The sequence below is a fragment of the Micromonospora sp. CNZ295 genome, from assembly GCF_004217535.1.
In genome coordinates, this window is the sequence record NZ_SHKZ01000001.1 from 2380487 (window position 1) to 2405485 (window position 24999).

Below are 24999 nucleotides of genomic sequence, written 5' to 3' on the forward strand. Positions count from 1 at the left end.
CGTAGCCTGGATTGATGATGGACCTCGACGCCACGACGCTCCGGGATTCCTACGACCGGCACCTGCGCGCCCACGTTCCCGATCCGCTGCCGGCCGGCGTGTCGGTCGAGCGGGACGGTCCCCTGCTGCGGTTCGCCGGCTTCGACGAGGGTGGCTTCCTCACCTACCGCGACCTGGGCGGCCTGGCCGGCGAGGCGCTCGACGAGCTGATCACCCGGCAGGTGACGATCTTCCGGGACCGGGGCGAGCCGGTCGAGTGGAAGCTGCACGGCCACGACGAACCGGCGGACCTGCCGGACCGGCTACGCGCCGCCGGGTTCGTGCCGCAGGAGCCGGAGACCATCGTGATCGGGCCGGTCGCGCCGCTGGCGGCGACGCTCCCGGTCGTCCCCGACGGCGTACGGCTGCGCGAGGTGACCGCCCGCGCGGACCTGGACCGGATCGTGGCGATGGAGGAGGCGGTGTGGGGCACCGACCGCGGCCACCTCGCGCCGGGGCTGGAGAAGGAGATCGCGGCCGACCCGCAGTCGATCACGGTGGTCGTGGCCGAGGCCGGTGCCGAGGTGGTCTGCGCCGGCTGGGTGCGCTACCTGCCCGGGTCCGGGTTCGCCACCCTGTGGGGCGGCTCGACCCTCCCCCGATGGCGGCGCCGGGGAATCTACCGCGCCCTGGTGACCTACCGCGCCCGGCTCGCCGCCCAGCGCGGCGCGACGCTGCTGCAGGTGGACGCGTCCGAGAACAGCCGCCCGATCCTGCAGCGGCTCGGCTTCGTCGCCGTCACCACCACCACGCCGTACGTCTACACTCCGTGATCATGGAGCAGCGGTTGACGGCCGAGGAGCGGCTGACTCTCAAGACGGGTGCCTTCGGCGCGGTCTTCCTGGTGTCCAACGCCGACCCGGGAATGCTGGCGCTGATCCGGGAGAGCTTCGCCGCCTCCGGGGCGATGGCCGACACCAGCGGCGTGGTGAAGGAGGCGCTGACCAGTGGTCCCCTGCCGAAGCTGCCGCGCGACTCGGAGCTGGAGATCGAGTCGGTGGTGCTTCCGGCGCTCACCCGGTCGATGGCGATCCTGCGGGAGAAGTCGCCACAGGACGTGGGGACGTACCGCGAGGTGGTCCTGGCCGCGGCCGACCGGGTGGCCCGGGCGCACCGCGGCGTCACCGCCGAGGAGGCGGCCATGATCGAGCGAATTCGGGGCGCGCTTGCCGAGCCGGCCTGAGCGACCCGGTGAGCTGTGTCACGGTAGGCTCCACGGGAGCCGAAGCTACTTGCGGGTAACATTGCGCCGTGGGCAACTGCACAGCGGCCCGCGGTTGACCGAGCGTTAAGTCACGCGGGAGGCTGCGCCCCAGATTGGGCGAGCGAAACGCAACAACCACAGGAGGGTCGTCGAAGCGCGATGAACATCGTCGTACTCGTCAAGCAGGTGCCTGATTCGGGCGCGGACCGCAGCCTGCGTAGTGACGACAGCACTGTCGACCGCGGTTCGGCGAGCAATGTGATCAATGAGATGGATGAGTATGCCATCGAGGAGGCGTTGAAGATCAGGGAGGCGCTTGGGGGTGAGGTCACGGTCTTGACGATGGGTCCGGACCGGGCGACCGAGTCGATCCGTAAGGCGCTGTCGATGGGTCCGGACAAGGCGGTGCACGTCGTGGATGACGCTCTGCACGGTTCGTGTGCGGTGGCGACGTCGAAGGTGCTGGCGGCCGCGCTGGGTCAGCTCAACGCGGATCTGGTGTTGTGTGGCGCCGAGTCGACCGATGGCCGGGTGCAGGTGATGCCGCACATGATCGCCGAGCGGTTGGGGGTGGCCGCGTTGACCGGTGCGCGCAAGCTCACCGTGGATGGGTCGACCCTGACGGTGGAGCGGCAGACCGAGGAGGGGTATGAGGTGGTGTCCGCCTCGACCCCGGCCGTCGTCTCCGTGTGGGACACGATCAACGAGCCGCGCTATCCCTCGTTCAAGGGGATCATGGCGGCGAAGAAGAAGCCGGTGCAGACGTTGTCGCTGGCTGATCTGGGTGTCGCCGCGGCCGAGGTGGGCTTCGACGGCGCGACCAGCGCTGTGCTGGAGCACAGCAAGCGCCCGCCGCGCTCCGGTGGGACGAAGGTCACCGACGAGGGCGAGGGCGGCGTGCAGTTGGTCGAGTTCCTGGCTACCGAGAAGTTCGTGTGAGGGCAGGTCATCATGTCTGAGGTTCTCGTCGTCGTCGAAGCCACCCGGGAATTCGGCGTCAAGAAGGTCACCCTGGAGATGCTCACCCTCGCCCGCGCGCTGGGCACGCCGAGCGCGGTCGTGCTCGGTGGGCCCGGCGCCGCGCAGGCGCTGAGCGCGAAGCTGGGCGAGTACGGCGCGGCCAAGATCTACGCCGCGGAGAGCGAGGAGATCGACGGCTACCTGGTGGCCCCGAAGGCGACCGTGCTGGCTGAGCTGATCGGGCGGGTGCAGCCGGCGGCGGTGCTGCTGGCCTCGTCGCAGGAGGGCAAGGAGATCGCTGCCCGGCTGGCGGTGAAGCTGGACAACGGCATCCTGACCGACGTGGTCGCCCTGGACGCTGACGGGACGGCGACGCAGGTGGCGTTCGCCGGTTCGACGATCGTGAAGTCGAAGGTCACCCGGGGGCTGCCGCTGGTGACGGTGCGGCCGAACTCGCTCACCCCGACCCCGACCGCGACCGACCCGAGCGTCGAGCAGCTGACCGTGTCGGTGGGTGACACGGACAAGCTGGCCAGGGTGGTGCAGCGGGTCGCCGAGCAGAAGGGCTCCCGCCCCGAGCTGACCGAGGCCTCCGTGGTGGTCTCCGGTGGCCGTGGGGTCGGTAACGCCGACAACTTCAAGCTCGTCGAGGAACTGGCCGACCTGCTCGGCGGCGCGGTCGGCGCGTCCCGCGCCGCGGTCGACTCCGGGTTCTACCCGCACCAGTTCCAGGTCGGGCAGACCGGCAAGACCGTCTCCCCGCAGCTGTACATCGCACTGGGCATCTCCGGCGCGATCCAGCACCGCGCCGGCATGCAAACCTCCAAGACCATCGTCGCGGTCAACAAGGACGCCGAAGCACCCATCTTCGAACTCGCCGACTACGGCGTCGTCGGCGACCTGTTCAAGGTCGTACCCCAAGCCGCCGAGGAAATCCGCAAGCGCAAGTGACGGCACCGGGGCGTCGCCTTCGAGCGGCGCCCCACCCGCACGTACGACGAGGGGCCACCCGTTCCCGGGTGGCCCCTCGTCGTGTGTCGCGGCCCCCTCCCGTGCGGGGGAAAGGGGAGCTGATCGGCGGGCCGGGGAGCTGAGCCGGCCCGCCGATCAGCCCGTCTGGGTGCCCCCTCGGCAGGACGTCGCCGGGGTGGGCGTGTCGCGGTTGACGCCTTGGCGGAGACGTCGACAACCGAGTATGCCCCAAGGTCCACGTCCGGTGGCAACGGGCCGGCCGGTCATTTCCGTTCGGTGCCCCACACCTGGTAGTACCCCGGTGTGTCCGGGAGATTCGGCCCGTTCCTCGCTCATCCGGCGCCCGCGCTCATCCCGGCGGCCCCGCACGGGCTGCGGCGGGCGGGGTTCGGGAATCCGGCCCACCGCACTCCGGCGTCCGGCGGGCCGTCGAGCGGTCGTAGGCTGAACCGTGATGGCATACCTGGATCACGCGGCGACGACTCCGATGCTCGACGAGGCACTGGACGCGTACGTCGCCGTCGCCCGCGAGGTCGGCAACGCGTCCTCCCTGCATGCGGCGGGTCGCCGTGCCCGCCGCCGGGTGGAGGAGTCGCGGGAGCGGGTGGCCGCCGCACTGGGTGCCCGGCCGTCCGAGGTGATCTTCACCGGCGGCGGGACCGAGAGCGACAACCTCGCGGTGAAGGGCGTCTTCTGGGCCCGGCGCGACGCCGACCTCCGGCGGACGCGGGTCGTCTCCAGCGCGGTCGAGCACCACGCGGTGCTCGACGCCGTAGACTGGTTGGTCGCGCACGAGGGCGCCCGGGTGGGGCTGCTCCCGGTCGACGCGATCGGTCGGGTGGACCCCGCCCGGCTCCGCGCCGAGCTCGACGCCCACGGCGACGAGGTGGCCGTGGTCACCACGATGTGGGCCAACAACGAGGTGGGCACGGTGCAGCCGGTCGCCGAGCTGGCGGCGGTCGCCGCCGAGTACGGCGTGCCGTTCCACACCGACGCGATCCAGGCGGTCGGCCAGGTGCCGGTCGACTTCGCCGCCAGCGGCGTATCCGCGCTCACCGTGACCGGGCACAAGCTCGGCGGCCCGGCGGGGGTGGGCGCGCTGGTGCTCGCCCGGGACGTCGCCGCCACGCCGCTGCTGCACGGCGGCGGCCAGGAGCGGGACGTCCGCTCGGGCACGTTGGACACCGCCGGCATCGTCGCCTTCGCGGTCGCGGTGGAGACCGCGGTCAAGCGCCAGCAGGAGTACGCCGCACGCGTGGCCGCCCTCCGCGACGACCTCGTGGAGCGGGTCCGGCAGGCCGTACCGGAGGTGGTGTTCAACGGCGACCCGACCGGACGGCTGCCGGGCAACGCCCACTTCTCGTTCCCCGGCTGCGAGGGCGACGCGCTGCTGCTCCTGCTCGACGCGCAGGGCATCGCCTGCTCGACCGGTTCGGCCTGCTCTGCCGGCGTGGCCCAGCCGAGCCACGTGCTTCTCGCGATGGGCGCGGACGACGCCCGGGCCCGCTCCTCCCTGCGCTTCACCCTGGGCCACACCAGCACCCCGGACGAGATCGACGCCCTGATCGCCGCCCTGCCCGCGGCGGTCGACCGGGCGCGCCGAGCCGCCAGCCTCCGCACCCCCCGCTGAGCCCCACGCTGCCGTCGATCATGGACTTGCGGTGCCCGAATTGCCCTGACTAGGCATAATTCATTCCCGCCACAACTCCATGATCGGCGGGGGTGGGGGTGCGGGGAGGTCGGGGGTGGGGTTGGCGGTGGTTACGCTCGGGTGAGTGGGTGGTAGGCAGTGGGGGAAGGGTGTGACGTAGTGCGGGTGTTGGCGGCCATGTCGGGGGGCGTGGACTCGGCTGTCGCGGCGGCGCGGGCCGTCGAGGCGGGGCATGACGTGACCGGGGTGCACCTGGCGCTGTCCCGCAACCCGCAGACGTACCGCACCGGCGCCCGGGGCTGCTGCACGCTGGAGGACTCGCGGGACGCCCGCCGGGCCGCCGACGTCATCGGCATCCCGTTCTACGTCTGGGACATGGCCGAGCGGTTCCACGCCGACGTGGTGGACGACTTCGTCGCCGAGTACGCGGCGGGGCGCACCCCCAATCCGTGCCTGCGCTGCAACGAGAAGATCAAGTTCGCCGCGGTGCTGGACCGGGCGGTCGCGCTCGGGTTCGACGCCGTGGTCACCGGCCACCACGCCCGGCTCGGCCCGGACGGGCTGCTGCGGCGCAGCGTCGACCTCGCCAAGGACCAGTCGTACGTGCTCGCCGTGCTCACCCGCGAGCAGCTGGACCGGTCGATGTTCCCGCTCGGGGACTCGACCAAGGCGCAGGTACGCGAGGAGGCCGCGCGCCGCGGGCTGGCCGTGGCCGACAAGCCGGACTCGCACGACATCTGCTTCATCGCCGACGGCGACACCCGCGGCTTCCTCGCCCAGCGGCTCGGCGAGACACCGGGCGACGTGGTCGACGCCGCCAGCGGCACCGTCGTGGGCACCCACACGGGTGCGTACGCGTACACCGTCGGCCAGCGGCGCGGCCTGCACCTGGATCGGCCGGCACCGGACGGCCGTCCCCGCTACGTCCTGTCGATCACGCCGAAGACCAACACGGTGACCGTCGGTCCGGCCGAGGCCCTGGAGGTCTCCCGGGTCCACGCCGAGCGCCCGGTGTGGACCGGCGGCACCCGTCCGGACGGGCCGGTCGAGTGCGAGGTGCAGCTGCGCGCCCACGGCGACGTGGTGCCCGCGACCGTCGCGGTGACGGCGGACGGCCTGCACGCCGAGCTGCGCCGGCCGGTCCGCGGGGTGGCCGCCGGGCAGGCGATCGTGGCGTACCGGCCCGACCCGGCCGGCGACGTGGTGCTCGGCTCCGCCACCATCGCCCACTGACGGCGGTCCGGGCGGCCCGGGCCCGGGCACCGGATAGTCTTCGGCCGTGACAGATCACGCATGGCCGTGGCCGGCCGGCGCGGCGACCGGCATCGGCTCGCTGCCCGGCACCGACATCGCGGAGGCCCAGCGGATCGTCCTCGGTGAGCTGCCCGCCCTCCCGCACCTGCCGGAGCTTCCCGCCCGCGGTCCGGGCGCGGAGCTGATCGGCCGCACCGCCGGCCTGCTCGCAGAACTGCCCGTCGAGCTGTACGCGGCCCGCTGGCGGGTCGCGCCCCGCCCCGGACGGGACCTGCGGCGTGCCCGCGACCTGATGGAGCGGGACCTGGACCAGCTCGCCGAGCAGGCCGAGGCGTACGCCGGACCGGTCAAGATCCAGGTGGGCGGGCCGTTCACGCTCGCCGCGTCGCTGGAGCTGCCGATCGGCGGGCGGATGATCCGCGACCCGGGTGCGGTGCGGGACCTGGCCGGATCCCTCACCGAAGGGGTACGCGGGCACGTCGCCGCCGTCGCGCGTCGCCTGCCGCAGGCGTCGGTGCTGCTGCAACTGGACGAACCGTCGCTGCCGGCGGTGCTCGCCGGACGGGTGCCGACCGAGAGCGGCTTCGGCACGTACCGGGCGGTGGAGCCCGGCGTGGCCGCCGCCCTGCTGCGCGGTGTCGTCGAGGCCGCCGGGGCGCCGGTCGTCGTGCACTGCTGCGCGCCGGACGTCCCGCTCGACCTGATCCGGCAGGCCGGCGCGGTCGGCGTGGCCCTCGACCTCGGGCTCGTCACCGACCTGGACCCGCTGGGCGAGGCGATCGACGCCGGGCTGGGCCTGCTGGCCGGCGCCGCGCCCACGCAGCCGCCGTCGGCCGGTCGCGCGCCCACCTCCGCGCAGGTCGCCGACCGGGTACGCCAGCTCTGGGACCGCCTCGGGTTCCCCCGCCGCCGGCTCGCCGAGCAGGTGGTGGTCACCCCGGCCTGCGGACTGGCGACCGCCACCCCGCAGTACGTCCGGGCGGTGCTGGCCGCCTGCCGCGACGCCGGGCGTCGGCTCGCGGAGGAGTGAGGTTTCCGGTCGTATCGACGGGGCAGCATGACGGCATGATTGGACAGCTGAATTCAGTGGTGATCGACTGCCCCGACCCGCGGGCGCTGGCGTCGTTCTACTCGGAGCTGCTCGGCCTGCCGCTCGACGAGCAGGGCAGCGCCGATGACGGTTGGGTGGTGATCTCCGGTGGCGGGCACCGCCTCGCCTTCCAGAAGGCGCCCACCCTGCGCCCCCCGACCTGGCCGGAGCCGGACGTCCCCCAGCAGTTCCACCTGGACGTGCAGGTGGACGACGTGGCGACGGCCGAGAAGCAGGTGCTCGCGCTCGGGGCCCGGCGACTGCCGGGCGCGGGCGGCGACTTCCGGGTCTACGCGGATCCCGCCGGTCACCCGTTCTGCCTGGTCTTCGACGCGGATTGAGCGCGGGACGGAGCCGGGTTGCCGACGGGCGGCATGATCGCGGGATGACCGACCCTTCGCTCCGGCGGGCCGCGGGTTCGCTCTTCGGCCTCGCCTACGGTGACGCGCTCGGCAAGGCGACCGAGTTCCTGACCGTGACCGAGATCGTCCGGCGGTACGGGCCGGCCGGCCCGCGCGAGTTGACCGGCGAACGGGCCCTGGTCACCGACGACACGCAGTTGGCCCTGGCGGTCGGTTGGGCGTTGCACGAGGCACCGAAGCTCACCCCGGAGGCGGTGGAGCCGGTGCTGCGGCGGCGCTTCGTCGACTGGTCGGTCAGTCCGGACAACAACCGGGCTCCGGGCGTGACCTGCCTCCGGGCCTGCGGCGAGCTGGCCCGTGGACTCCGTTGGCAGGAGGCGACGGTGGCCGGCTCGAAGGGCTGCGGGGCCAACATGCGGGTCACCCCGGTCGGCCTGCTCGACACCGACCTCGACACGCTCGCCGGGCTGGCGCAGCTCCAGGCGGGGCTGACCCACGGCCACCCGACGGGCCTGGCGGCCAGCGAGCTGACCGCGTACGCGGTGCGGCTGCTGCGCGACGGCGTCGCGCTGGCCGACGTGCCCGGGGCGCTCGCCGAGCGGGCCCGGGAGCAGCGTGCGGTCTACCGGGAGGAGTGGCTCGGCGACCTGTGGCGGGTGGCCGGCGCGGCCGGTCCGGCGGCCTTCATCGCGGCCGGCTGGGACGAGTGCGCCGCGATCCTCGACCGCCTGCGCGGGGCACTGACCGCGCCGGACGACGGCGGCGACCCCTGCCGGCTCACCGGCGAGGGGTGGATCGCCGAGGAGGCGCTCGCCACGGCCCTGTACTGCGCCGTCCGGCACGCCGACGACCCGGTCACCGTCCTGGCCCGGGGCGCCACCACCGCCGGCGACTCCGACTCGATCGCCGCGCTGGCGGGCGCCTTCGTCGGCGCGGCCCTCGGCATGCCCGGCTGGCCCGCCGACTGGGCCACCCGCATCGAGTACGCCGACCAACTGGCGACCCTGAGCACCGTCCTGACCGGCACCTCCGGCCCCGGCCTTCGCTGATCGGGAGTTCCGGGGCCGGGGCCCATCCGCGGACTTCCTGAGCGGCGCGGGCGGGTCCCGGGTCAGTGCCGGAGGTGCCGCCAGAGGGTCGGGTCGCAGGTGCCGGCGTGGTTGGCGAAGGCGGCGAGCGGGATCCGGGCCGGCTCGGCGAGGTTCAGGAAGCTGTCGTGGTCGGCGCCCGGGTCCCAGTCGCGGGTCGGGATGCGGATGTGGTCGTCCCGGCCGCTCTTGTCCTGGCTGGTGATCTTCAGGACGTCGGCGCCCCGCGCGTCGGCGTGCAGCACCAGGCAGGGCCGGACCTTCGAGCCGGTGCCGTCGGCGTAGGGCACGTCGGCCCACCAGATCTCCCCGGGCCGCGGGGCGGCCGCCTCGCCGGCCGGACGAGGTCGGGGCGCCGTGGCGGCGCGGGGCCGGCCGGCCCGGCCGGGGCGGGTACGGGAACCGCCGCCGCGCCCGCCGCCACGCCCCTCGCGGGTGCCCCCGGGGCCGCGCCCGTCACGGGTGCCCCCGGCACCCGGCCGCTCGCGGGTGCCGGCACGGGCTCCGGGTCGGTCGCCGCCCGGTCGGCCGGATCGGCCGCCGGAAGCGCGGTGCCGCCCCTCGTTCCAGCCCCAGCCGGCTGCCACGGCCAGCACGATCGCCGCAGCCCAGAGCAGCCAGTCGGGCACGCGTACCCCTCTCGGTCGCGGTCGGCGGGGCGCGGACGCCGCGCTGGCCCGTGGCGCGCGCCCGGCCTACCCGGCGACCCCGGACGTCCGGCTCCCGGCGCCGTCCGTGCGGCGATCCTCGCACGGCTGGAGCCGGTCGCCCAGCCGGCGGCGGGCGCAGCGGCCGGACGTCCCCGGGAAGCTCAACCCCCGCGCGCGGATGTCCCGGCGGAACGGCTCAGCCCGCGCGCCGGGATGCCTCCGGGATCGGCTCAGCCCGCGCGGCGGGTGGGCGGCGGGATGTCCCACCCTGCCGTTACCGTTCCGGGTAGCGGAGCAACGGGAGGTCACGGCGTGTCCGAGGATGTCATCGGCCAGCAGGTCACTCCGGCGCAGGAGGCGGCGGCCGGCGCCGAGCCGACCCCGGAGGCGCGGGAACGGCACGCGACGCTGAGCCGCGAGCTGACCGAGCACCAGTACCGCTACTACGTGCTCGACGCACCGACCATCTCCGACGCGGAGTTCGACCGGCAGCTCCGCGAGCTGGAGGCCCTGGAGGCGGAATATCCGGCGCTGCGCACGCCCGACTCGCCGACCCAACGGGTGGGCGGCACGTTCTCCACCGAGTTCACCCCGGTCGCGCACGCCGAGCGGATGATGTCGCTCGACAACGCCTTCGCCGACGAGGAGCTGGCCGCCTGGGCCGAGCGGGTCGAGCGGGACGCGGGCGGTCCGGTTCCCTACCTGTGCGAGCTGAAGGTGGACGGGCTCGCGATCAACCTGACCTACGAGAAGGGGCGCCTGGTTCGGGCGGCCACCCGGGGTGACGGCCGCACCGGCGAGGACGTCACGGCCAACGTCCGCAGCATCCGCGACGTGCCGGGGGAGCTGACGCCGTCGGCCGAGTTCCCGACGATCCCCGAGTTCCTCGAGGTGCGCGGCGAGGTCTACTTCCCGGTCGCCGCCTTCGCGGACCTCAACGCCGGGCTGGTCGAGCAGGGCAAGGCGCCGTTCGCCAACCCGCGCAACGCGGCCGCCGGCAGCCTCCGGCAGAAGGATCCGCGGGTCACCGCGTCGCGTCCGCTCCGGCTGGTCGTGCACGGCATCGGCGCCCGCCGGGGTTGGCAGCCGAGCGCCCAGTCCGAGTCGTACGCGGCGCTGACGGCGTGGGGCCTGCCGACCAGCGACCGGTGGCGGGTCGTGCCGGACCTGGCCGGCGTCGCGGAGTACATCGCGTACTACGCGACGCACCGGCACGACGTCGAGCACGAGATCGACGGTGTGGTGGTGAAGGTCGATCCCGTCTCGATCCAGGGCCGCCTCGGTTCGACCAGCCGCGCGCCCCGGTGGGCGATCGCCTTCAAGTACCCGCCGGAGGAGGTCAACACCAAGCTGCTCGACATCGACGTCAACGTCGGTCGCACCGGGCGGGTCACCCCGTTCGCCGTCCTCGAGCCGGTCCGGGTGGCCGGGTCGACGGTGGCGCTCGCCACCCTGCACAACGCCCGCGAGATCGAGCGCAAAGGTGTGCTGATCGGTGACACGGTCGTGCTCCGCAAGGCCGGTGACGTCATCCCGGAGGTGCTCGGCCCGGTGGTCGAGCTGCGTCCGCCGGATGCGCGGCCGTTCGTCATGCCCACCACCTGCCCGTCCTGCGGCACCCCGCTCGCGCCGGCGAAGGAGGGCGACGTCGACATCCGCTGCCCCAACTCGCGGGCCTGTCCCGGGCAGATCCGCGAACGGGTGTCGTACCTGGCGAGCCGCAAGGTGCTCGACATCGAGGTGCTCGGCGAGAAGGCGGCCGCGGCGCTGCTCGACGCCCAGGTCATCACGAACGAGGGGGATCTGTTCGCCCTCGGCCCCGAGCAGTTGGCGCAGTCGCCGTTCTTCGTCAACAAGGACGGCAGCCTCGGCAGCAACGCGGTGAAGCTGCTGGACAGCCTCGCCGAGGCCAAGAAGCGGGACCTGTGGCGGGTGCTCGTGGCCCTCTCCATCCGGCACGTCGGCCCGACCGCCGCACAGGCCCTCGCCCGGCACTTCCGGTCGATCGAGGCGATCGACAAGGCCAGCGAGGAGGAGCTGTCGTCCGTCGAGGGGGTCGGCCCGACCATCGCCCAGAGCATCCGTGAGTGGTTCGCCGTCGACTGGCACCGCGAGGTGGTCCGCAAGTGGGCCGAGGCGGGCGTACGGATGGCCGAGGAGGCGGTCGACGAGGGGCCGCGACCGCTGGAGGGGGTGACCGTCGTGGTGACCGGCACGCTCGCCGGCTACTCGCGGGACCAGGCGGCCGAGGCGATCCAGTCGCGCGGCGGCAAGGTCAGCGGCTCGGTCTCCAAGAAGACGGCCTTCGTGGTGGTCGGCGACAACCCGGGGTCCAAGGCGGAGAAGGCGGCGACCCTCAAGGTGCCGATGCTGGACGAGGACGGCTTCCGGGTGCTGCTCGACTCCGGCCCGGAGGCGGCCCGCGAGGTCGCCCGGGTCGAGGGTTGACGGGGATCTTGGGCGCGTATACCAACTTAGTTACGACTACGACCGATTCGTGACTGTCGTACTGGGGAATCCGGCACCCGGGCGTTTCATTGGGGCACGGCGTACGGACGGGTACGCCGTTCGTGACCGCCGGAGGTGTGATGGAGACCGCCGATCCGCGCAACTCCGTCCCACCAGGACGGATCGCGCCGTTCTCCGCCTACGTGGCCGCGGTCCTCGCCGTGGCCGCGCTGGTGTCGGCGGGCCCCCTGCTGGCGCTGGTCGACGAGGTCCCCCGGCTGCCCGCCGCGTTCTGGACCATGGCCGCGCTGGCCGTCGCCTGCGACGCCCGGCCGTTCGTCCCGCCGGGGCGGCGGCAGTCGTCGGCGGTCTTCCCGTCGACCTGCTTCACGTTCGCGATCCTGCTCGGCTGGGGTCTCGGCCCGGCGGTCGCCGTGCAGGCGGTGGCGGTCGTGGTGTCGGGCGCCCGGATGGGGTACGCCCCCTGGCGGACCGCCTTCAACGCCGGGCAGTACGCCTGCGCCCTCGCCGCCGCGTACGCCGTGACCCGGCTCGGTGCGGACGACCTGTTCGGCGGCGACCGTCTGGGCTGGACGGACGTGGCCGCCCTGGGCGGCGCCATGCTCGCCTGGTTCGCCGTCAACTACGGGCTGGTCAGTTCGGCCGTGCGGCTGCGGTTCGGCGAGCGGTGGCTGCCCGGCCTGCGCCAGGGGCTGGGGTTCGAGCTGCTGTCCACCGGTTCGCTGCTGCTGCTCGCTCCGGTCCTGGTGACGGCGGCCCGGGCGAGCGCGGCGCTGATTCCGCTGGTACTGGTGCCGCTGTTCGCGGTCTACCGGATGGCCCGGCTCAGCGTCGAGCAGCAGCAGCTCGCGTCTCTTGACCCGCTCACCGGGCTGCCCAACCGCAAGGCGCTGCTCGCCGAGGTCGGCGAGCAGCTGCACCTGCACGCCGAGCGGGCGGCGCGGGGTGAGCGGAGCGCGCGGCTGGCGCTGCTGCTGATCGACCTGGACCGGTTCAAACACGTCAACGACGCGCTCGGGCACGCGGTGGGGGACCGGCTGCTGGTCGAGGTGAGCAGCCGCCTCACCGACGTCGTCGGCGAGGACATGGTGGCGCGGCTCGGCGGGGACGAGTTCGCCATCGTGATGACCGGGCTGACCGACGCCGGCGAGGCGCGCGAGCTGGCCGACCGCGTGGTGGCCGCGCTGGCGGAGCCGGTCCCGCTGGACGGGCTGCCATTGGATGTCGGCGGCTCGATCGGCATCGCGCTCTTCCCCGAGCACGGCGAGGACTTCGCGACCCTGATGCGCCACGCCGACGTGGCGATGTACGACGCGAAGCACCGCAACGACACGGTGGCCGTGTACACGGCCGAGTCCGACCACAACTCCGCCGAGCGGCTGGGTCTCCTCGCCGACCTGCGCCGGGTGCTGGAGGCCGGCCCGAGCGCGCTGGGCCCGGGCGCGGTCGGCCCGGCCGGCGCGGGGTCGGACCCGGCCGATCCGCCGCACGATCCCGCCGACGCCGACGCCGACGCCGACGCCGACGCCGACGCCGACGCCGACGTCCCCGCGGACGCGGGTACGGGTGCCAGCGCCGGCGGGCTCGTGAACGCCGGGTCGGGCGGGGCGGACGGCACCGGCGTCGCCGCCCGCAACGGCGGCGGTGCGGGGCCGGGCGCGCGGGCCGGTGACCGCGGTGTCGGGGACGGCGCCGGGGCGGCCGCCGGACGGGACGAGCCCCGGCCGGCGCTCACCTCCGGCGGGCCGGCGCTGACGGCGATCCCGGCGACCGCCCGGGGCGGCGACGGCGCCGTGCTGCCGGCCCGGGAAGCGCGGGCCGGCCGGTGGTGGCAGCGCGGCCGCCGGCAGCGCACCGACCTGACCCACAGCGACGAGCTGATCCGGCAGATCGTCGCCGCCGCCGACCCGATCCGCCGCCGCGCCGGCCAGGCGGCCGACGGTGGCGCCGCCGGCCACCCGCCTGCCGGCCGCGTCCCGAACCGGCCGGCCCGGCCCGCCGAGCGGCCGGGTCACCCGCAACGTGGCGAGGTGCTGGAACGCGGCGAGCCCGCGGGACACGGCGAGCCGACCGGACGGGGCGAGCCGGCCGGCGGCGCGGCGTCGGGGCGGGGCGAGGTGGCCGGGCGGGACAATCGGGCGCCGGCCGGTCGCTGGAACGGGGCGCGCCGGACCGGCGCGGTGCGGGACCCCGCCCGCGGCGTGGCCGACCGGGCGGTCGGTGACCCGGCCGCCGACGCCGGTGAGATCACCATGTACTACCAGCCGCAGATCGCCATCGCGACCGGCGAGGTGGTCGGCGTCGAGGCGCTGCTGCGCTGGCGGCACCCGCGCCGCGGGATGGTCGACCCGGAGGAGCTGATCCGGGTGGCCGAGCAGAGCGCGGTGATGCGCCTGCTCACCTTCCGTGTCGTCGACGACGTCGTGGAGCAGTTGGCGAAGTGGCGGGCCGCCGGGGTCGGCCTGCGGGCGTCCCTGAACGTCAGCGTGCGCGACCTGCACACCGGCGAGATCGCCGACCGGATCGCCGACCGGCTCACCCGGTACGGCGTACCGCCACGGCTCCTCCAGGTGGAGATCACCGAGGGAGCGCTGATGGCCGACCCGCGCCGCGTGCTGGCCACCATCACCCGGCTGCACCGCCTCGGCGTGGGGATCGCGCTGGACGACTTCGGCACCGGGTACTCGTCGCTGCAGCACCTGCGCCGGCTGCCGCTGTCCGAGGTGAAGGTGGACCGCTCCTTCGTCCTGGGCATGGCCGAGGACACCGACGACGCGGCGATCGTCACCTCGATGATCGAGCTGGCCGGCGCGCTCGGGCTGCGGGTGGTCGCCGAGGGTGTGGAGGACGAGCGGACCTGGCGGATGTTGTACGCGGCCGGCTGCGACGCCGCCCAGGGCTGGTTCTACGCGCGGCCGATGCCGGCCGAGGAACTCGCCGGCTGGCTGGCCCGCTACCGCCCGGTGCGCCCGGCGCCGGGCGGGGGAGCCGGGAGGGGGACTCGGGAGCGGGCCGCCGGGGCGGAACAATAGACTCGCTCCGGTCACCGCGCGTCACGCAGCAAACCGCGCGGTCGGCGCGGACAGACGCAGCAGGACAGCCACGAAGGGGGCACCGATGGCCGCCATCTCCCGCGAGGAGGTCGCGCACCTGGCGCGACTGTCGCGGCTCGCCGTGACAGAGGAGGAGTTGGACACGTTCGCCGGCCAGCTCGACGTGATCCTCCAGGCGGTCGCCCAGGTCGGCGAGGTCGCCGCGGCGGACATCCCGCCGACGTCCCACTCGGTGCCGCTGACCAACGTGCTGCGCGAGGACGTGGTGACGCCGTGCCTGACCCCCGAGGAGGCGCTGTCGGGCGCGCCGGACGCCGAGGAGCAGCGGTTCCGCGTCCCGCGGATCCTGGACGAGGATGTGGCCTCATGACCGATCTGACGAAGCTCACCGCCGGGGAGCTCGCCGGCCTGGTGGCGAACGGCGAGACCTCCGCCGTCGAGGTCACCCGGGCGCACCTGGACCGGATCGCCGCCGTCGACGACCGGGTCCACGCGTTCCTGCACGTCGACACCGAGGGCGCGCTGGAGGCGGCGCGGAAGGTGGACGACCGGCGGGCGGCCGGTGAGCCGCTCGGCCCCCTCGCGGGCGTGCCGGTCGCGGTCAAGGACGTGCTCACCACGAAGGGCGTGCCGACCACCGTCGGTTCGAAGATCCTGGCGGGCTGGCGCCCGCCGTACGACTCGACGATCGTGGAGCGGCTGCGCGCGGCGGGCACGGTGATGCTCGGCAAGACCAACATGGACGAGTTCGCGATGGGCTCCTCCACCGAGTACTCGGCGTACGGGCCGACGCACAACCCCTGGGACCTGAGCCGGATCCCGGGCGGCTCCGGTGGCGGCAGCGCCGCCGCGCTGGCCGCGTACGAGGCGCCGCTGTCGATCGGCTCGGACACCGGCGGCTCGATCCGCCAGCCCGGCGCGGTCACCGGCACCGTCGGGGCGAAACCGACGTACGGCGGGACCTCCCGGTACGGCCTGGTGGCGTTCTCGTCCTCGCTGGACACCCCCGGCCCCTGCGCCCGTACGGTGCTGGACGCCGCGCTGCTGCACGAGGTGATCGGCGGTCATGACCCGCGTGACTCGACCTCGATCCCGGCCCCGGTGCCGGACGTGGTCGCCGCCGCGCGGCTCGGCGCGACCGGTGACCTGACCGGCGTGAAGCTGGGCGTGGTGAAGGAGTTCGCCGGCGAGGGCGCCGAGCCGGGGGTCCTGGCCGCGTTCCGGGAGGCGGTCGACACGCTCACGAAGCTGGGCGCCGAGATCGTCGAGGTGTCCTGCCCGCACTTCAAGTACGCGCTGCCGGCGTACTACCTGATCGCGCCGAGCGAGTGCTCCTCCAACCTGGCCCGCTTCGACGGCGTCCGCTTCGGTCTGCGGGTCGGCGACGACGGCAACCGCTCGCTGGAGGAGGTCATGTCGCTGACCCGCGAGGCCGGCTTCGGCCCGGAGGTCAAGCGGCGCATCATGATCGGCACGTACGCCCTCTCGTCGGGCTACTACGACGCGTACTACGGGCAGGCGCAGAAGGTCCGGACCCTGATCACCCGGGACTTCACCGCGGCGTTCGAGCAGGTCGACGCGCTGATCTCGCCGACCACGCCGTTCGTGGCGTTCCCGATCGGGGCGCGCATGTCCGACCCGTACCAGATGTACCTGGCCGACCTGTTCACCATCCCGAGCAACCTGTACGGCGGGCCGGGCATCTCGGTGCCGTGCGGCCTCTCCGAGGGGCTCCCGGTCGGTCTCCAGGTCATGGCGCCGACGATGGCCGACGACCGGATGTACCGGGTCGCGGCCGCGCTGGAGAGCGCCGTCGGCACGTTCACCCCACCGGCACTGTGAGGCAGGAGCCACCGATGACGACGACACTGCCCGCGTACGACGAGGTCGTCGCGCGCTTCGAACCGGTGATCGGCCTGGAGACGCACGTCGAGCTGGGCACGAACACCAAGATGTTCTGCGGCTGCCCGACGGACTTCGGCGGCGCGCCGAACACCCGGGTCTGCCCGGTCTGCCTGGGCCTGCCCGGCTCGCTGCCGGTGGCGAACAAGGCGGCGATCGAGGCGACCATCCGGATCGGCCTCGCGCTGAACTGCTCGATCGCGACCTGGTGCCGGTTCGCCCGGAAGAACTACTTCTACCCGGACATGCCGAAGAACTTCCAGATCAGCCAGTACGACGAGCCGCTCTGCGTCGACGGCTACCTGGACGTCGAGGTGAACGGCGAGACCGTGCGGATCGGCATCGAGCGGGTGCACCTGGAGGAGGACACCGGCAAGACCCTGCACGTGGGGGGCGCGACCGGCCGCATCCACGGTGCGACCGAGTCGCTGGTCGACTACAACCGGGCCGGCATCCCGCTGGTCGAGATCGTCACCAAGCCGATCCCGGGCACCGGCGCGCTGGCGCCGGAGGTGGCCCGGGCGTACGTGACCGAGCTGCGGGACGTGATCCGCTCGCTGGGCGTCTCCGACGTCCGGATGGAGGAGGGCTCGCTGCGCTGCGACGTCAACACCTCGCTGAACCGGCCGGGCGAGGAGTGGGGCACGCGCACCGAGACGAAGAACGTCAACTCGCTGCGGTCGGTGGAGCGGGCCGTCCGCTCCGAGATGCTGCGGCAGGCCTCGGTGCTCGACGCCGGCGGCCGGATCACGCAGGAGACGCGGCACTTCCACGAGGACACCGGGGACACCACGCCCGGCCGGTCCAAGGAGACCGCGACGGACTACCGCTACTTCCCGGAGCCGGACCTGGTGCCGCTGGCGCCGGACCCGGCCTGGGTCGCCGAGCTGAAGGCGGCGCTGCCCGAGCTGCCCCGGCTGCACCGGCGCCGGCTCCAGCAGCAGTGGGGCCTGTCCGACCTGGACATGCAGTCGATCCTCAACGCCGGCGCGGTCGAGCTGATCGAGGCGACCGTCGCCGCCGGGGCCACCCCGGCGGCCGCCCGCAAGTGGTGGCTGGGTGAGCTGTCCCGCCGGGCGAACGAGACCGGCGTGGAGCTGGCCGACGTCGGCGCCAGCCCGTCGCAGGTCGCCGAGCTGCAGAGCCTGGTCGACGCCGGCAAGCTCACCGACAAGCTGGCCCGGACGGTCCTGGAGGGTGTGGTGGCCGGCGAGGGCTCGCCGACCGAGGTCATGGCCAACCGCAACCTGGAGGTGGTCTCCGACACCGGCGCGCTGACCGCCGCGGTGGACGAGGCGATCGCCGCCAACCCGGACATCGCCGACAAGGTCCGCAGCGGCAAGGTCGCCGCGGCCGGCGCGCTGGTCGGCGCGGTGATGAAGAGCACCCGCGGTCAGGCGGACGCGAAGACCGTCCGCGAGCTGATCCTGAACCGCCTCGGCGCGCAGGGCTGACGCTGGCCCGCTCCCGCCACCCGAGTTGATCATGAGGTTAGCGGTCGACAGCCGCTAACCTCATGATCAACAGGCGAAACCCCCTCGGAGGGCGTCAACGGCGACGCCCGGATGGAGTCACCGTGAACCAGCACGACCACGACGTCCTCGACGAGATCCAGCGGCGGGTGCTCTGGCTCGCCACCCGCATCGTCGACGCCGCGAACCACGACCGGGACACCGGCGACGGCGTCAAGGTCGGCGGGCACCAGGCGTCGAGCGCCTCGCTGGTGACCGCGCTGACCGCGCTGTGGTTCGCGCACCTCGACGCCGAGGACCGGGTCGCCGTCAAGCCGCACGCGTCCCCGGTGTTCCACGCCATCCAGTACCTGCTCGGCAACCTGGACCGGTCGTACCTGACGCGGCTGCGTGCCCGGGGCGGCCTGCAGTCGTACCCGTCGCGCACGAAGGACCCGGACCAGGTCGACTTCTCCACCGGCTCGGTGGGTCTGGGCGCGGCCGCGCCGCTGTTCGCGGCGGTCACCCGCCGCTACGTCGACGCCCACTTCGGCGAGCGCCCGCGGTCCCGCTTCGTCGCGATCATCGGCGACGCCGAACTCGACGAGGGCAACATCTGGGAGGCCGTCGCCGACCCCGTCACCAAGGGGCTGGGCAACGTGATGTGGCTGGTCGACTTCAACCGCCAGTCGCTGGACCGGGTCGTCCCGGGCATCCGGATCGACCAGTGGCGCGGGCAGTTCGAGGCGGCCGGCTGGCACGTCGTCGAGGTCAAGTACGGCCGCCGGCTCGCCGCGGCCTACGCCCGGCCGGGCGGCGAGGCACTGCGCGACTGGATCGACGCCATGCCCAACGAGCAGTACCAGTCGCTGTTCGGGCTCGCCGGGCCGGCGCTGCGCAAGCAGTTCCTCGACGGCGCCCCGGCCGGGATCGCCGAGTTCATCGCCGACATCCCCGACGACGAGCTGGGCCCGCTCGTCACCGACCTGGGCGGGCACGACCTGGAGGCCATGCTCGACGCGTACGCCCAGTGCGACGCGGTCACCGACCGGCCCAGCGTCGTCTTCGCGTACACGGTCAAGGGCTGGGGCCTGCCGATCGCCGGCAACCCGCGCAACCACTCGGCCCTGCTCACCACCGAGCAGGTCGACGCGCTGCGCGCGGCGCACGGCCTCACCCTGGACACCGAGTGGGACCGCCTCGACCCGGCGTCCCCGGCCGGCATCCGGGCCGGCGAGCGCCGCGAGGCGCTGTCCCGCAAGCCCCGCGCGCGTGCGCTGGGCGTCGCCGTTCCGGAGACCACGAAGGCACGCGCGAACAAGCCGATCTCCACCCAGGAGGTCTTCGGCCGGGTGCTGGTCGACCTGGCCCGGGACCCGCAGGTCGGGCGCTACCTGGTGACGACCGCGCCGGACGTGGCCACCTCCACCAACCTGGCCGGCTTCATCAACAAGACCGGGGTGTTCGCGCCGACCGAGCAGCGCTCCTGGTCGGAGGACCGGATGCTGCGCTGGACCGAGAGCCCGTCCGGTCAGCACATCGAGCTGGGCATCTCCGAGATGAACCTGTTCCTGCTGCTCGGGCAGCTGGGCCTGTCCTGGGACCTGTCCGGGCAGCCGCTGCTGCCGGTCGGCACCGTGTACGACCCGTTCGTGCTGCGCGGCCTGGACGCCTTCCTCTACGGCACCTACTCCGGCTCCCGGTTCGTCGTCGCGGGCACCCCGTCGGGCATCACCCTCGCTCCCGAGGGCGGCGCGCACCAGTCCACGATCACCGCGAGCGTCGGGCTGGAGCTGCCCGGCGTCACCTTCGTCGAGCCCGCGTACGCGGCCACGCTGGACTGGCTGCTCTGCGACGCGCTGGGCCAGATCGCCGGGGGATCGGCGCCGGCCGCCACCGCCGCGCCGGCCGAGGACGGCGCGTACTACTTCCGGCTGAGCACCCGTCCGGTGGACCAGGCGCCGTTCGAGGCGGCCCGCGCCCGGCTCGGTGACGCGGTGCTGCGCCGCCAGGTGCTCGCCGGCGGGTACCGCCTGGTCGACGCGCACCAGGCGTACCCGCACCTGGCCGACGCCCCGGTCGTGCAGCTCGCCGCCTCCGGCGCGGTGCTGCCGGAGGTGCTCGCCGCCGCCGCCGAACTGGCCGAGGAGGGCATCGCCGCGCACGTCGTCGACGTCACCAGCCTGGACCGCCTGTACCGGGCCTGGCAGCGCACCCTGCGCCAGGGCGTCCGCACGGCCACCGTCCCGAGCGTGCCCGGCGCCCTGCGGTCGGCCTTCGCCGACCGGGTGCCGGTGGTCACCGTGCACGACGCCGCGTCGCACGCGATGGCCTGGCTCGGCTCGGCCGTCGGCGCTCCGGCGGTGCCGCTCGGCGTCGACGAGTTCGGCCAGTCGGGCAGCGTCGCCGAGCTGTACGAGCTGCACGACCTGCTGCCGGGCAGCATCGTCAACGCCGCCCTCGCCGCCCTGTCGCTGCGCTGACCGGCGCTCCCGCGCCGGCCGGTGCGGCGGCTAGCGGGTCGGGGTGGGGGTGACCGGGGCGGGGGCGCCGGCCTGCGGGTCCTCCACGATGTGCCGCTGGAGGTTCACCTGGGCCTGCCCGGTCCCGCCCACGGTGATGTCGTCGTACGCCTGGAGCAGCTTGTCCTCGTCGAAGTACAGGACGGTCATCGACAGCGGGGTCGGCTGCTCGCCCTCCAGGCCGCGCAGCCCGGCACCGCCGGTCGAGCCCTGCACCATCAGCAGCGTGGGCGGCTGGCCCGGCTCCTGAGGCAGCCGGGAGACGTCCCGTTTGTGGGCGTGCCCGGCGAGCACCAGGGGGCAGTTGCCGGCGAGCGGGCCGGCCGACGCCGGGTCGTGCAGCAGCGCGAGGTTCACCGGCCGGGGCGAGCTGCGGACCGTCGCGGCGAGCTGGTCGCCCGTGGAGATGAGCTGGTCGGCGGTCTCCCTGGTCAGGCCGCTGCCCGCCGGCGAGGTGCTCTTGTCCGGGGTGAAGCGCGGGTCGCCGATGCCGGCGATGGTCAGCCCGGCGACGGTGGTGGTCGTGTTGTTGAGCACGATGGCGTTGCGCTGCCGGGCCACCGCCGCGGCCGTACGCCCCGAGTCGTGGTTGCCCCGGACGTAGACGTACGGCTTCGCCAGGAGCCCGATCGAGGCGACGTACGACGCCTCCGGCTCGCTGCCCCAGTCGGTGATGTCACCGGTGTCGACCACCACGTCGATGCCGAACTGCTCCACCACGGTCCGGATGAGCTGCCAGGCGGTCGGGTTGAGGTGCATGTCGGAGATGTGCAGCACGCGGGTGGTGCCGGGCGCCGGCTCGTACACCGGCAGGGCGGAGACGGTGGTGTAGAGCTGGCTCACGTTGCCGACGATGCGCTGGAGCTGCTCGGCGTAGCGCGTGTAGTCGTTGGCGATCCGCCGCGCGTCGCCGACGATCGCCGGTGCGTTGACCAGCAGCCCTTCGTAGCGCGGTTCCTCGATCGACTGGGGCCGCATGGTGGCCGCAGCGGCACCCAGGCTGCCCGCGGTCACCAGTAGCGCGAGGGTGCCCGACCAGGCGGCCCGGCGGGTGTCGCGGAACACCAGCAGGGCCAGCACCAGGGTGGCCAGCACGGTCGCGGCGACCGTACGCACGCCGAGCCGCATGACTCCCTCGCGGACGTCGTCGACGGCGGTGCGGCTCGCCTGGCTGATACTGGCCGGGTCGTGCAGGAGGGCCTCGGTGCGGCTCTGGTCGAGCGAACCCAGCTCCACCGTCAGCCGGGTCGGCCCGTCGTGGCTGTCGAGCAGCAGCGAGCCGAGCGGCGGGACGTCGACCGTGGTGCCACCGCTGAGGGCCGGCGCCACCGTCAGGTCCGCCTGGAACGGCCCGATGTCGGTGCTCACCCGGCCGCCAGCGAGCACTCCGATCATGACGCCGACCAGGGTCACCGCGAGAACGGCCAGCGTCACACCGGCGGCCCGCAGCGCCCGCCGCCCGGACGAGCCGCCCGCGGGCCCGCGCGCCTGCCGGCGAAGCGGGAACCACCGGGCGCGGCGGGGCCCGCCGCCCCGGCCGTCCTGTTGCGTGTTCTCCTGGCCGTCCATCCTGAAATTCTGACCTGCCCGCCGAGGGATCTTGGCAAACCTGGGGTCGGTGTCCCCGGACGTCAGCTTCGTCCGGCTCCGCCGTCAGCGAACACGAGGCGTAGGAGCCGGTCGTCCTCCGGTGCGGGGTCACCGCGTCCGTCGTGGTTGGAGGTGCTCACCCACAGCGAACCGTCCGGCGCGGCGGCGATCGCCCGCAGCCGGCCGTAGCGGTTGGTCAGCAGGTCCCGCGGCTGGCCGAGCACCGTCCCCGTCGGGGTCAGCTCGACCAGCCAGAGCCGCCGGCCCCGCAGACAGGCGGTGGCGAGCACGTCCTCCGCCCGGGCCAGCCCCGAGCAGGAGGCGTCCGAGGTTGGCCACTGGGCGATCGGGTTGACGTACCGGCGGTCGTCGGAGCGCCCCTCGACCTGCGGCCACCCGTAGTTGCGCCCCTTGCCGATCTCGTTGATCTCGTCCCAGGTGTTCTGCCCGAACTCGACCGCATACATCTTCCGGTCGGCGGTCCAGGTGAAGCCCTGCACGTTGCGGTGCCCGACCGACCAGACCGGTGAGCCGGGGAACGGGTTGCCGGGTGCCGGCTTCCCGTCGGTGGTGATCCGCAGGATCTTCCCGCCGAGACGCTTCGCGTCCTGCGACTGCGTCCGGTCGCCGGCGTCGCCGGTGCTGGCGTAGAGCTGACCGTCCGGCCCGAAGGCCAGGCCCCCGCCGTTGTGGATGCCGGCCTTCGGGATCCCGGTCAGGATCGGCTGCGGCCGCTCGCCGAGCCGGAGCCGGGCGACGCGGTTGTCGCGCTCGGCCGTGTAGTAGACGAAGACCGTCCGGTCCCGCTGGTAGTCCGGCGACACGGCGATGCCCATGAGCCCGCCCTCGCCGCCCGCCGAAACCTCGGCGATCGTCTGGACGACGGTCACCTTCAGCCCGTCAGGCCCGGACTCGGGGCCGACCCGGAGGATCCGGCCGCTGTCCCGTTCGGTCACCAGCGCGCCCCCGTCGGGGAGGAAGGCGATGCCCCACGGGACGCGCAGGCCCTTCGCCAACACGGTCGTCACGACCTCCTGGCCGGCGCCGCCCGGGGTCGCCGTGACCGACGGCGTGGGGAAGGTGGGTGGCTCGCCGGCCCGGTCCGGCTCCGGCTCGCCGAAGCTGCAACCGCTGGTCACCAGCAGCGCCGCGCACGACGCCGCCAGGGCCGCCCGCAGGCGGCCGGTGCGAGGGTACGGGGGACGGGCGCTCACCCGGCCCAGCGTAACCCGACATCGCGGCATTCCGGGTCCTCCGGGCGCGGCCGGTCCGCGCGGCGGTGGCACCGGTCCCGTTCGGGTAGGGCCGGCCGCCCCCGCCCGACGGGCCGGCGGGCGAGGGCCTATCGTCGGCGGGCGTGAAGGTGTGGATCCCGCACGAGGACGGCCCGGCCCTGCTCGGCGACCTGCCCGCCGGCGTCACGGTGGAGGTGGTGCCGAACCCGACCCGGCTCCCGTCCGCGGTGGCCGGCGTCCGGTTCTGGGTCCCGCCGTTCCTCGCCGGGTCGGCGGCCTCGGCCCTGCTGCGCGAACTCCCGGATCTCGAGGTGGTGCAGCTGCTGTCCGCCGGCGCGGACGCGTGGGTCGGCCGGATGCCGCCGGGGGTGACGCTCTGCGACGCGCGCGGCGTGCACGATCCCGCCACGGCCGAGTGGGTGGTCGCCGCGATCCTGTCCCACCTCCGGTGCTTCCCGGCGCTCGCCCGCGCGCAGGCCCGGCGCGAGTGGGCGTACGCCGAGGTGGCGCCCACCGACGAGCTGGCCGGCAAGCGGGTGCTCATCGTCGGGGCCGGCTCGATCGGCACCGCCGTCCAGGCCCGCCTCGCCCCGTTCGAGGTGAGCTTCACCCTGGTCGCGCGGACGGCCCGACCGGGTGTCCACGCCGTCGCGGAGCTGCCCCGGCTGCTGCCCGAGGCCGACGTGGTGGTGCTGCTGGTGCCGTTGACCGACCAGACCCGGGGGCTGGTCGACGAGAAGTTCCTGTCGGCGATGCCGGACGGCGCGCTGCTCGTCAACGCGGCGCGGGGGCCGGTGGCACGCACCGAGGCCCTCGTCGCCGAGCTGCGTACCGGTCGGATCTCGGCCGCGCTGGACGTGACCGACCCCGAGCCCCTGCCCGCCGACCACCCGCTGTGGACGATGCCGAACGTGCTGCTCACCCCGCACGTCGCCGGCTCGGTGCGCGGCCTGCTGCCGCGGGCCTACCGGTTGGTCGGCGACCAGATCCGCCGGCTGGCCACCGGCGAGCCGCTGCTCAACGCGGTCGTCGACGGGTACTGACGCCCCGGTGGCGCCGGACCTAGGCCGGCGGTTCCGGCGCGCCGGGCAGGGTCTGCCCGGTGACGGCGACGAGCCGGGGCAGGTCGTCGCGGCGGACGGCGGGGAGCTGGACCTGGTGGCCGTCGTCGAGGCGGGCCACCGCCCGGCCGCGCGAGTCGGCCGCCAGCTCGACCACCCGGTGCCAGCCGATGCGGCGCTGACCGGTGAGCGCCCGCAGGCGCAGCTCCCGGGCGTCGGCGTCGGTGCCGGCCCGCCACGCCCACACCCCGACGGCGAGGGGCACGAGCAGCACCGGCAGCAGGTACCACCGGGCGGCGGCCAGCGGCAGGGCGCCGAAGAAGGCGATCACGGCGGCGACCACGATGGCCTGGTTGTGCCGGAACCGGACGGCGTCTGGACTGCTCACCCGGCGATGATCCCACCCGCTCCCGGTCCCGGTCGCCGCGGGTGGCCCGGGCCGGACC

The 24999-nt window shown here is 74.2% G+C and carries 20 protein-coding genes; 16 read left to right on the forward strand and 4 right to left on the reverse strand.

The genetic code is table 11. The annotated features are described in order from the left end of the window. The first annotated feature begins 14 nt into the window (after window positions 1-14). The 9 genes from EV376_RS11365 to EV376_RS11405 all read left to right on the forward strand — a co-directional run bounded on the left by EV376_RS11365 (window position 15) and on the right by EV376_RS11405 (window position 8581). On the forward strand, window positions 15-812 hold the full coding sequence (locus EV376_RS11365; RefSeq protein ID WP_130322465.1) for a GNAT family N-acetyltransferase: 798 nt from the start codon (window positions 15-17) through the stop codon (window positions 810-812). A 2-nt stretch (window positions 813-814) separates the two neighbouring features. Beyond that, the gene (locus EV376_RS11370) at window positions 815-1222 is read left to right on the forward strand and encodes a hypothetical protein (RefSeq protein WP_486482595.1); all 408 of its coding nucleotides are present in this window, start codon (window positions 815-817) and stop codon (window positions 1220-1222) included. 180 nt (window positions 1223-1402) lie between these two features. Further along, entirely contained in the window at window positions 1403-2182 is a 780-nt protein-coding gene (locus EV376_RS11375) for an electron transfer flavoprotein subunit beta/FixA family protein (RefSeq protein WP_130322469.1), read from the forward strand. Between the two features lie 12 nt (window positions 2183-2194). Next, entirely contained in the window at window positions 2195-3154 is a 960-nt protein-coding gene (locus EV376_RS11380) for an electron transfer flavoprotein subunit alpha/FixB family protein (protein ID WP_130322471.1), read from the forward strand. Window positions 3155-3629: 475 nt separating this feature from the next. Further along, window positions 3630-4805 carry a cysteine desulfurase family protein gene (locus EV376_RS11385; protein WP_130322473.1) on the forward strand — a complete coding sequence of 392 codons (1176 nt, stop codon included), beginning with the start codon at window positions 3630-3632 and terminating at the stop codon, window positions 4803-4805. 180 nt (window positions 4806-4985) lie between these two features. Then, complete coding sequence (gene mnmA, locus EV376_RS11390; protein WP_130322475.1) at window positions 4986-6059, forward strand: tRNA 2-thiouridine(34) synthase MnmA; 1074 nt, start codon at window positions 4986-4988, stop codon at window positions 6057-6059. 46 nt (window positions 6060-6105) lie between these two features. Then, complete coding sequence (locus EV376_RS11395) at window positions 6106-7110, forward strand: methionine synthase (RefSeq protein ID WP_130322477.1); 1005 nt, start codon at window positions 6106-6108, stop codon at window positions 7108-7110. Window positions 7111-7145: 35 nt separating this feature from the next. Beyond that, on the forward strand, window positions 7146-7511 hold the full coding sequence (locus tag EV376_RS11400) for a VOC family protein (protein WP_130322479.1): 366 nt from the start codon (window positions 7146-7148) through the stop codon (window positions 7509-7511). Window positions 7512-7555: 44 nt separating this feature from the next. Continuing rightward, window positions 7556-8581 carry an ADP-ribosylglycohydrolase family protein gene (locus EV376_RS11405; protein ID WP_130322481.1) on the forward strand — a complete coding sequence of 342 codons (1026 nt, stop codon included), beginning with the start codon at window positions 7556-7558 and terminating at the stop codon, window positions 8579-8581. Between the two features lie 62 nt (window positions 8582-8643). Here EV376_RS11405 and EV376_RS11410 read toward each other — a convergent pair whose 3' ends face one another. Then, a complete protein-coding gene (locus EV376_RS11410; protein ID WP_130322483.1) occupies window positions 8644-9249 on the reverse strand; it encodes a type II toxin-antitoxin system PemK/MazF family toxin in 606 nt (201 codons plus the stop codon). Window positions 9250-9582: 333 nt separating this feature from the next. Between EV376_RS11410 and ligA the strand changes: the two genes are divergently transcribed. The 6 genes from ligA (at window position 9583) to EV376_RS11440 (ending at window position 20628) form a co-directional block, all read left to right on the forward strand. Next, entirely contained in the window at window positions 9583-11718 is a 2136-nt protein-coding gene (gene ligA, locus EV376_RS11415) for an NAD-dependent DNA ligase LigA (RefSeq protein ID WP_130322485.1), read from the forward strand. A gap of 140 nt (window positions 11719-11858) precedes the next feature. Continuing rightward, window positions 11859-14771 carry a bifunctional diguanylate cyclase/phosphodiesterase gene (locus tag EV376_RS11420; protein WP_130322487.1) on the forward strand — a complete coding sequence of 971 codons (2913 nt, stop codon included), beginning with the start codon at window positions 11859-11861 and terminating at the stop codon, window positions 14769-14771. Window positions 14772-14856: 85 nt separating this feature from the next. Then, a complete protein-coding gene (gene gatC / locus EV376_RS11425) occupies window positions 14857-15162 on the forward strand; it encodes an Asp-tRNA(Asn)/Glu-tRNA(Gln) amidotransferase subunit GatC (protein WP_088995614.1) in 306 nt (101 codons plus the stop codon). Further along, window positions 15159-16634, forward strand: a complete 1476-nt coding sequence (gene gatA, locus EV376_RS11430; RefSeq protein WP_130322489.1) for an Asp-tRNA(Asn)/Glu-tRNA(Gln) amidotransferase subunit GatA — start codon at window positions 15159-15161, stop codon at window positions 16632-16634. Before gatC ends, gatA begins: the two co-directional genes overlap by 4 nt. Before the next feature lie 14 nt (window positions 16635-16648). After that, on the forward strand, window positions 16649-18148 hold the full coding sequence (gene gatB, locus EV376_RS11435) for an Asp-tRNA(Asn)/Glu-tRNA(Gln) amidotransferase subunit GatB (protein ID WP_130322491.1): 1500 nt from the start codon (window positions 16649-16651) through the stop codon (window positions 18146-18148). Between the two features lie 122 nt (window positions 18149-18270). Beyond that, window positions 18271-20628 (forward strand): transketolase-like TK C-terminal-containing protein, encoded by a 2358-nt coding sequence (locus EV376_RS11440; protein ID WP_130322493.1) that lies wholly within the window; start codon window positions 18271-18273, stop codon window positions 20626-20628. 30 nt (window positions 20629-20658) lie between these two features. Here EV376_RS11440 and EV376_RS11445 read toward each other — a convergent pair whose 3' ends face one another. Continuing rightward, the gene (locus EV376_RS11445) at window positions 20659-22236 is read right to left on the reverse strand and encodes a metallophosphoesterase (RefSeq protein WP_130322495.1); all 1578 of its coding nucleotides are present in this window, start codon (window positions 22234-22236) and stop codon (window positions 20659-20661) included. A gap of 62 nt (window positions 22237-22298) precedes the next feature. After that, window positions 22299-23471 (reverse strand): PQQ-dependent sugar dehydrogenase, encoded by a 1173-nt coding sequence (locus EV376_RS11450; protein ID WP_486482596.1) that lies wholly within the window; start codon window positions 23469-23471, stop codon window positions 22299-22301. Window positions 23472-23614: 143 nt separating this feature from the next. Here EV376_RS11450 and EV376_RS11455 point away from each other — a divergent pair, with 143 nt between their 5' ends. Continuing rightward, the gene (locus EV376_RS11455; RefSeq protein ID WP_130322499.1) at window positions 23615-24535 is read left to right on the forward strand and encodes a 2-hydroxyacid dehydrogenase; all 921 of its coding nucleotides are present in this window, start codon (window positions 23615-23617) and stop codon (window positions 24533-24535) included. A 19-nt stretch (window positions 24536-24554) separates the two neighbouring features. Here EV376_RS11455 and EV376_RS11460 read toward each other — a convergent pair whose 3' ends face one another. Then, entirely contained in the window at window positions 24555-24941 is a 387-nt protein-coding gene (locus EV376_RS11460; protein ID WP_130322501.1) for a PH domain-containing protein, read from the reverse strand. Between the last annotated feature and the right edge of the window lie 58 nt (window positions 24942-24999).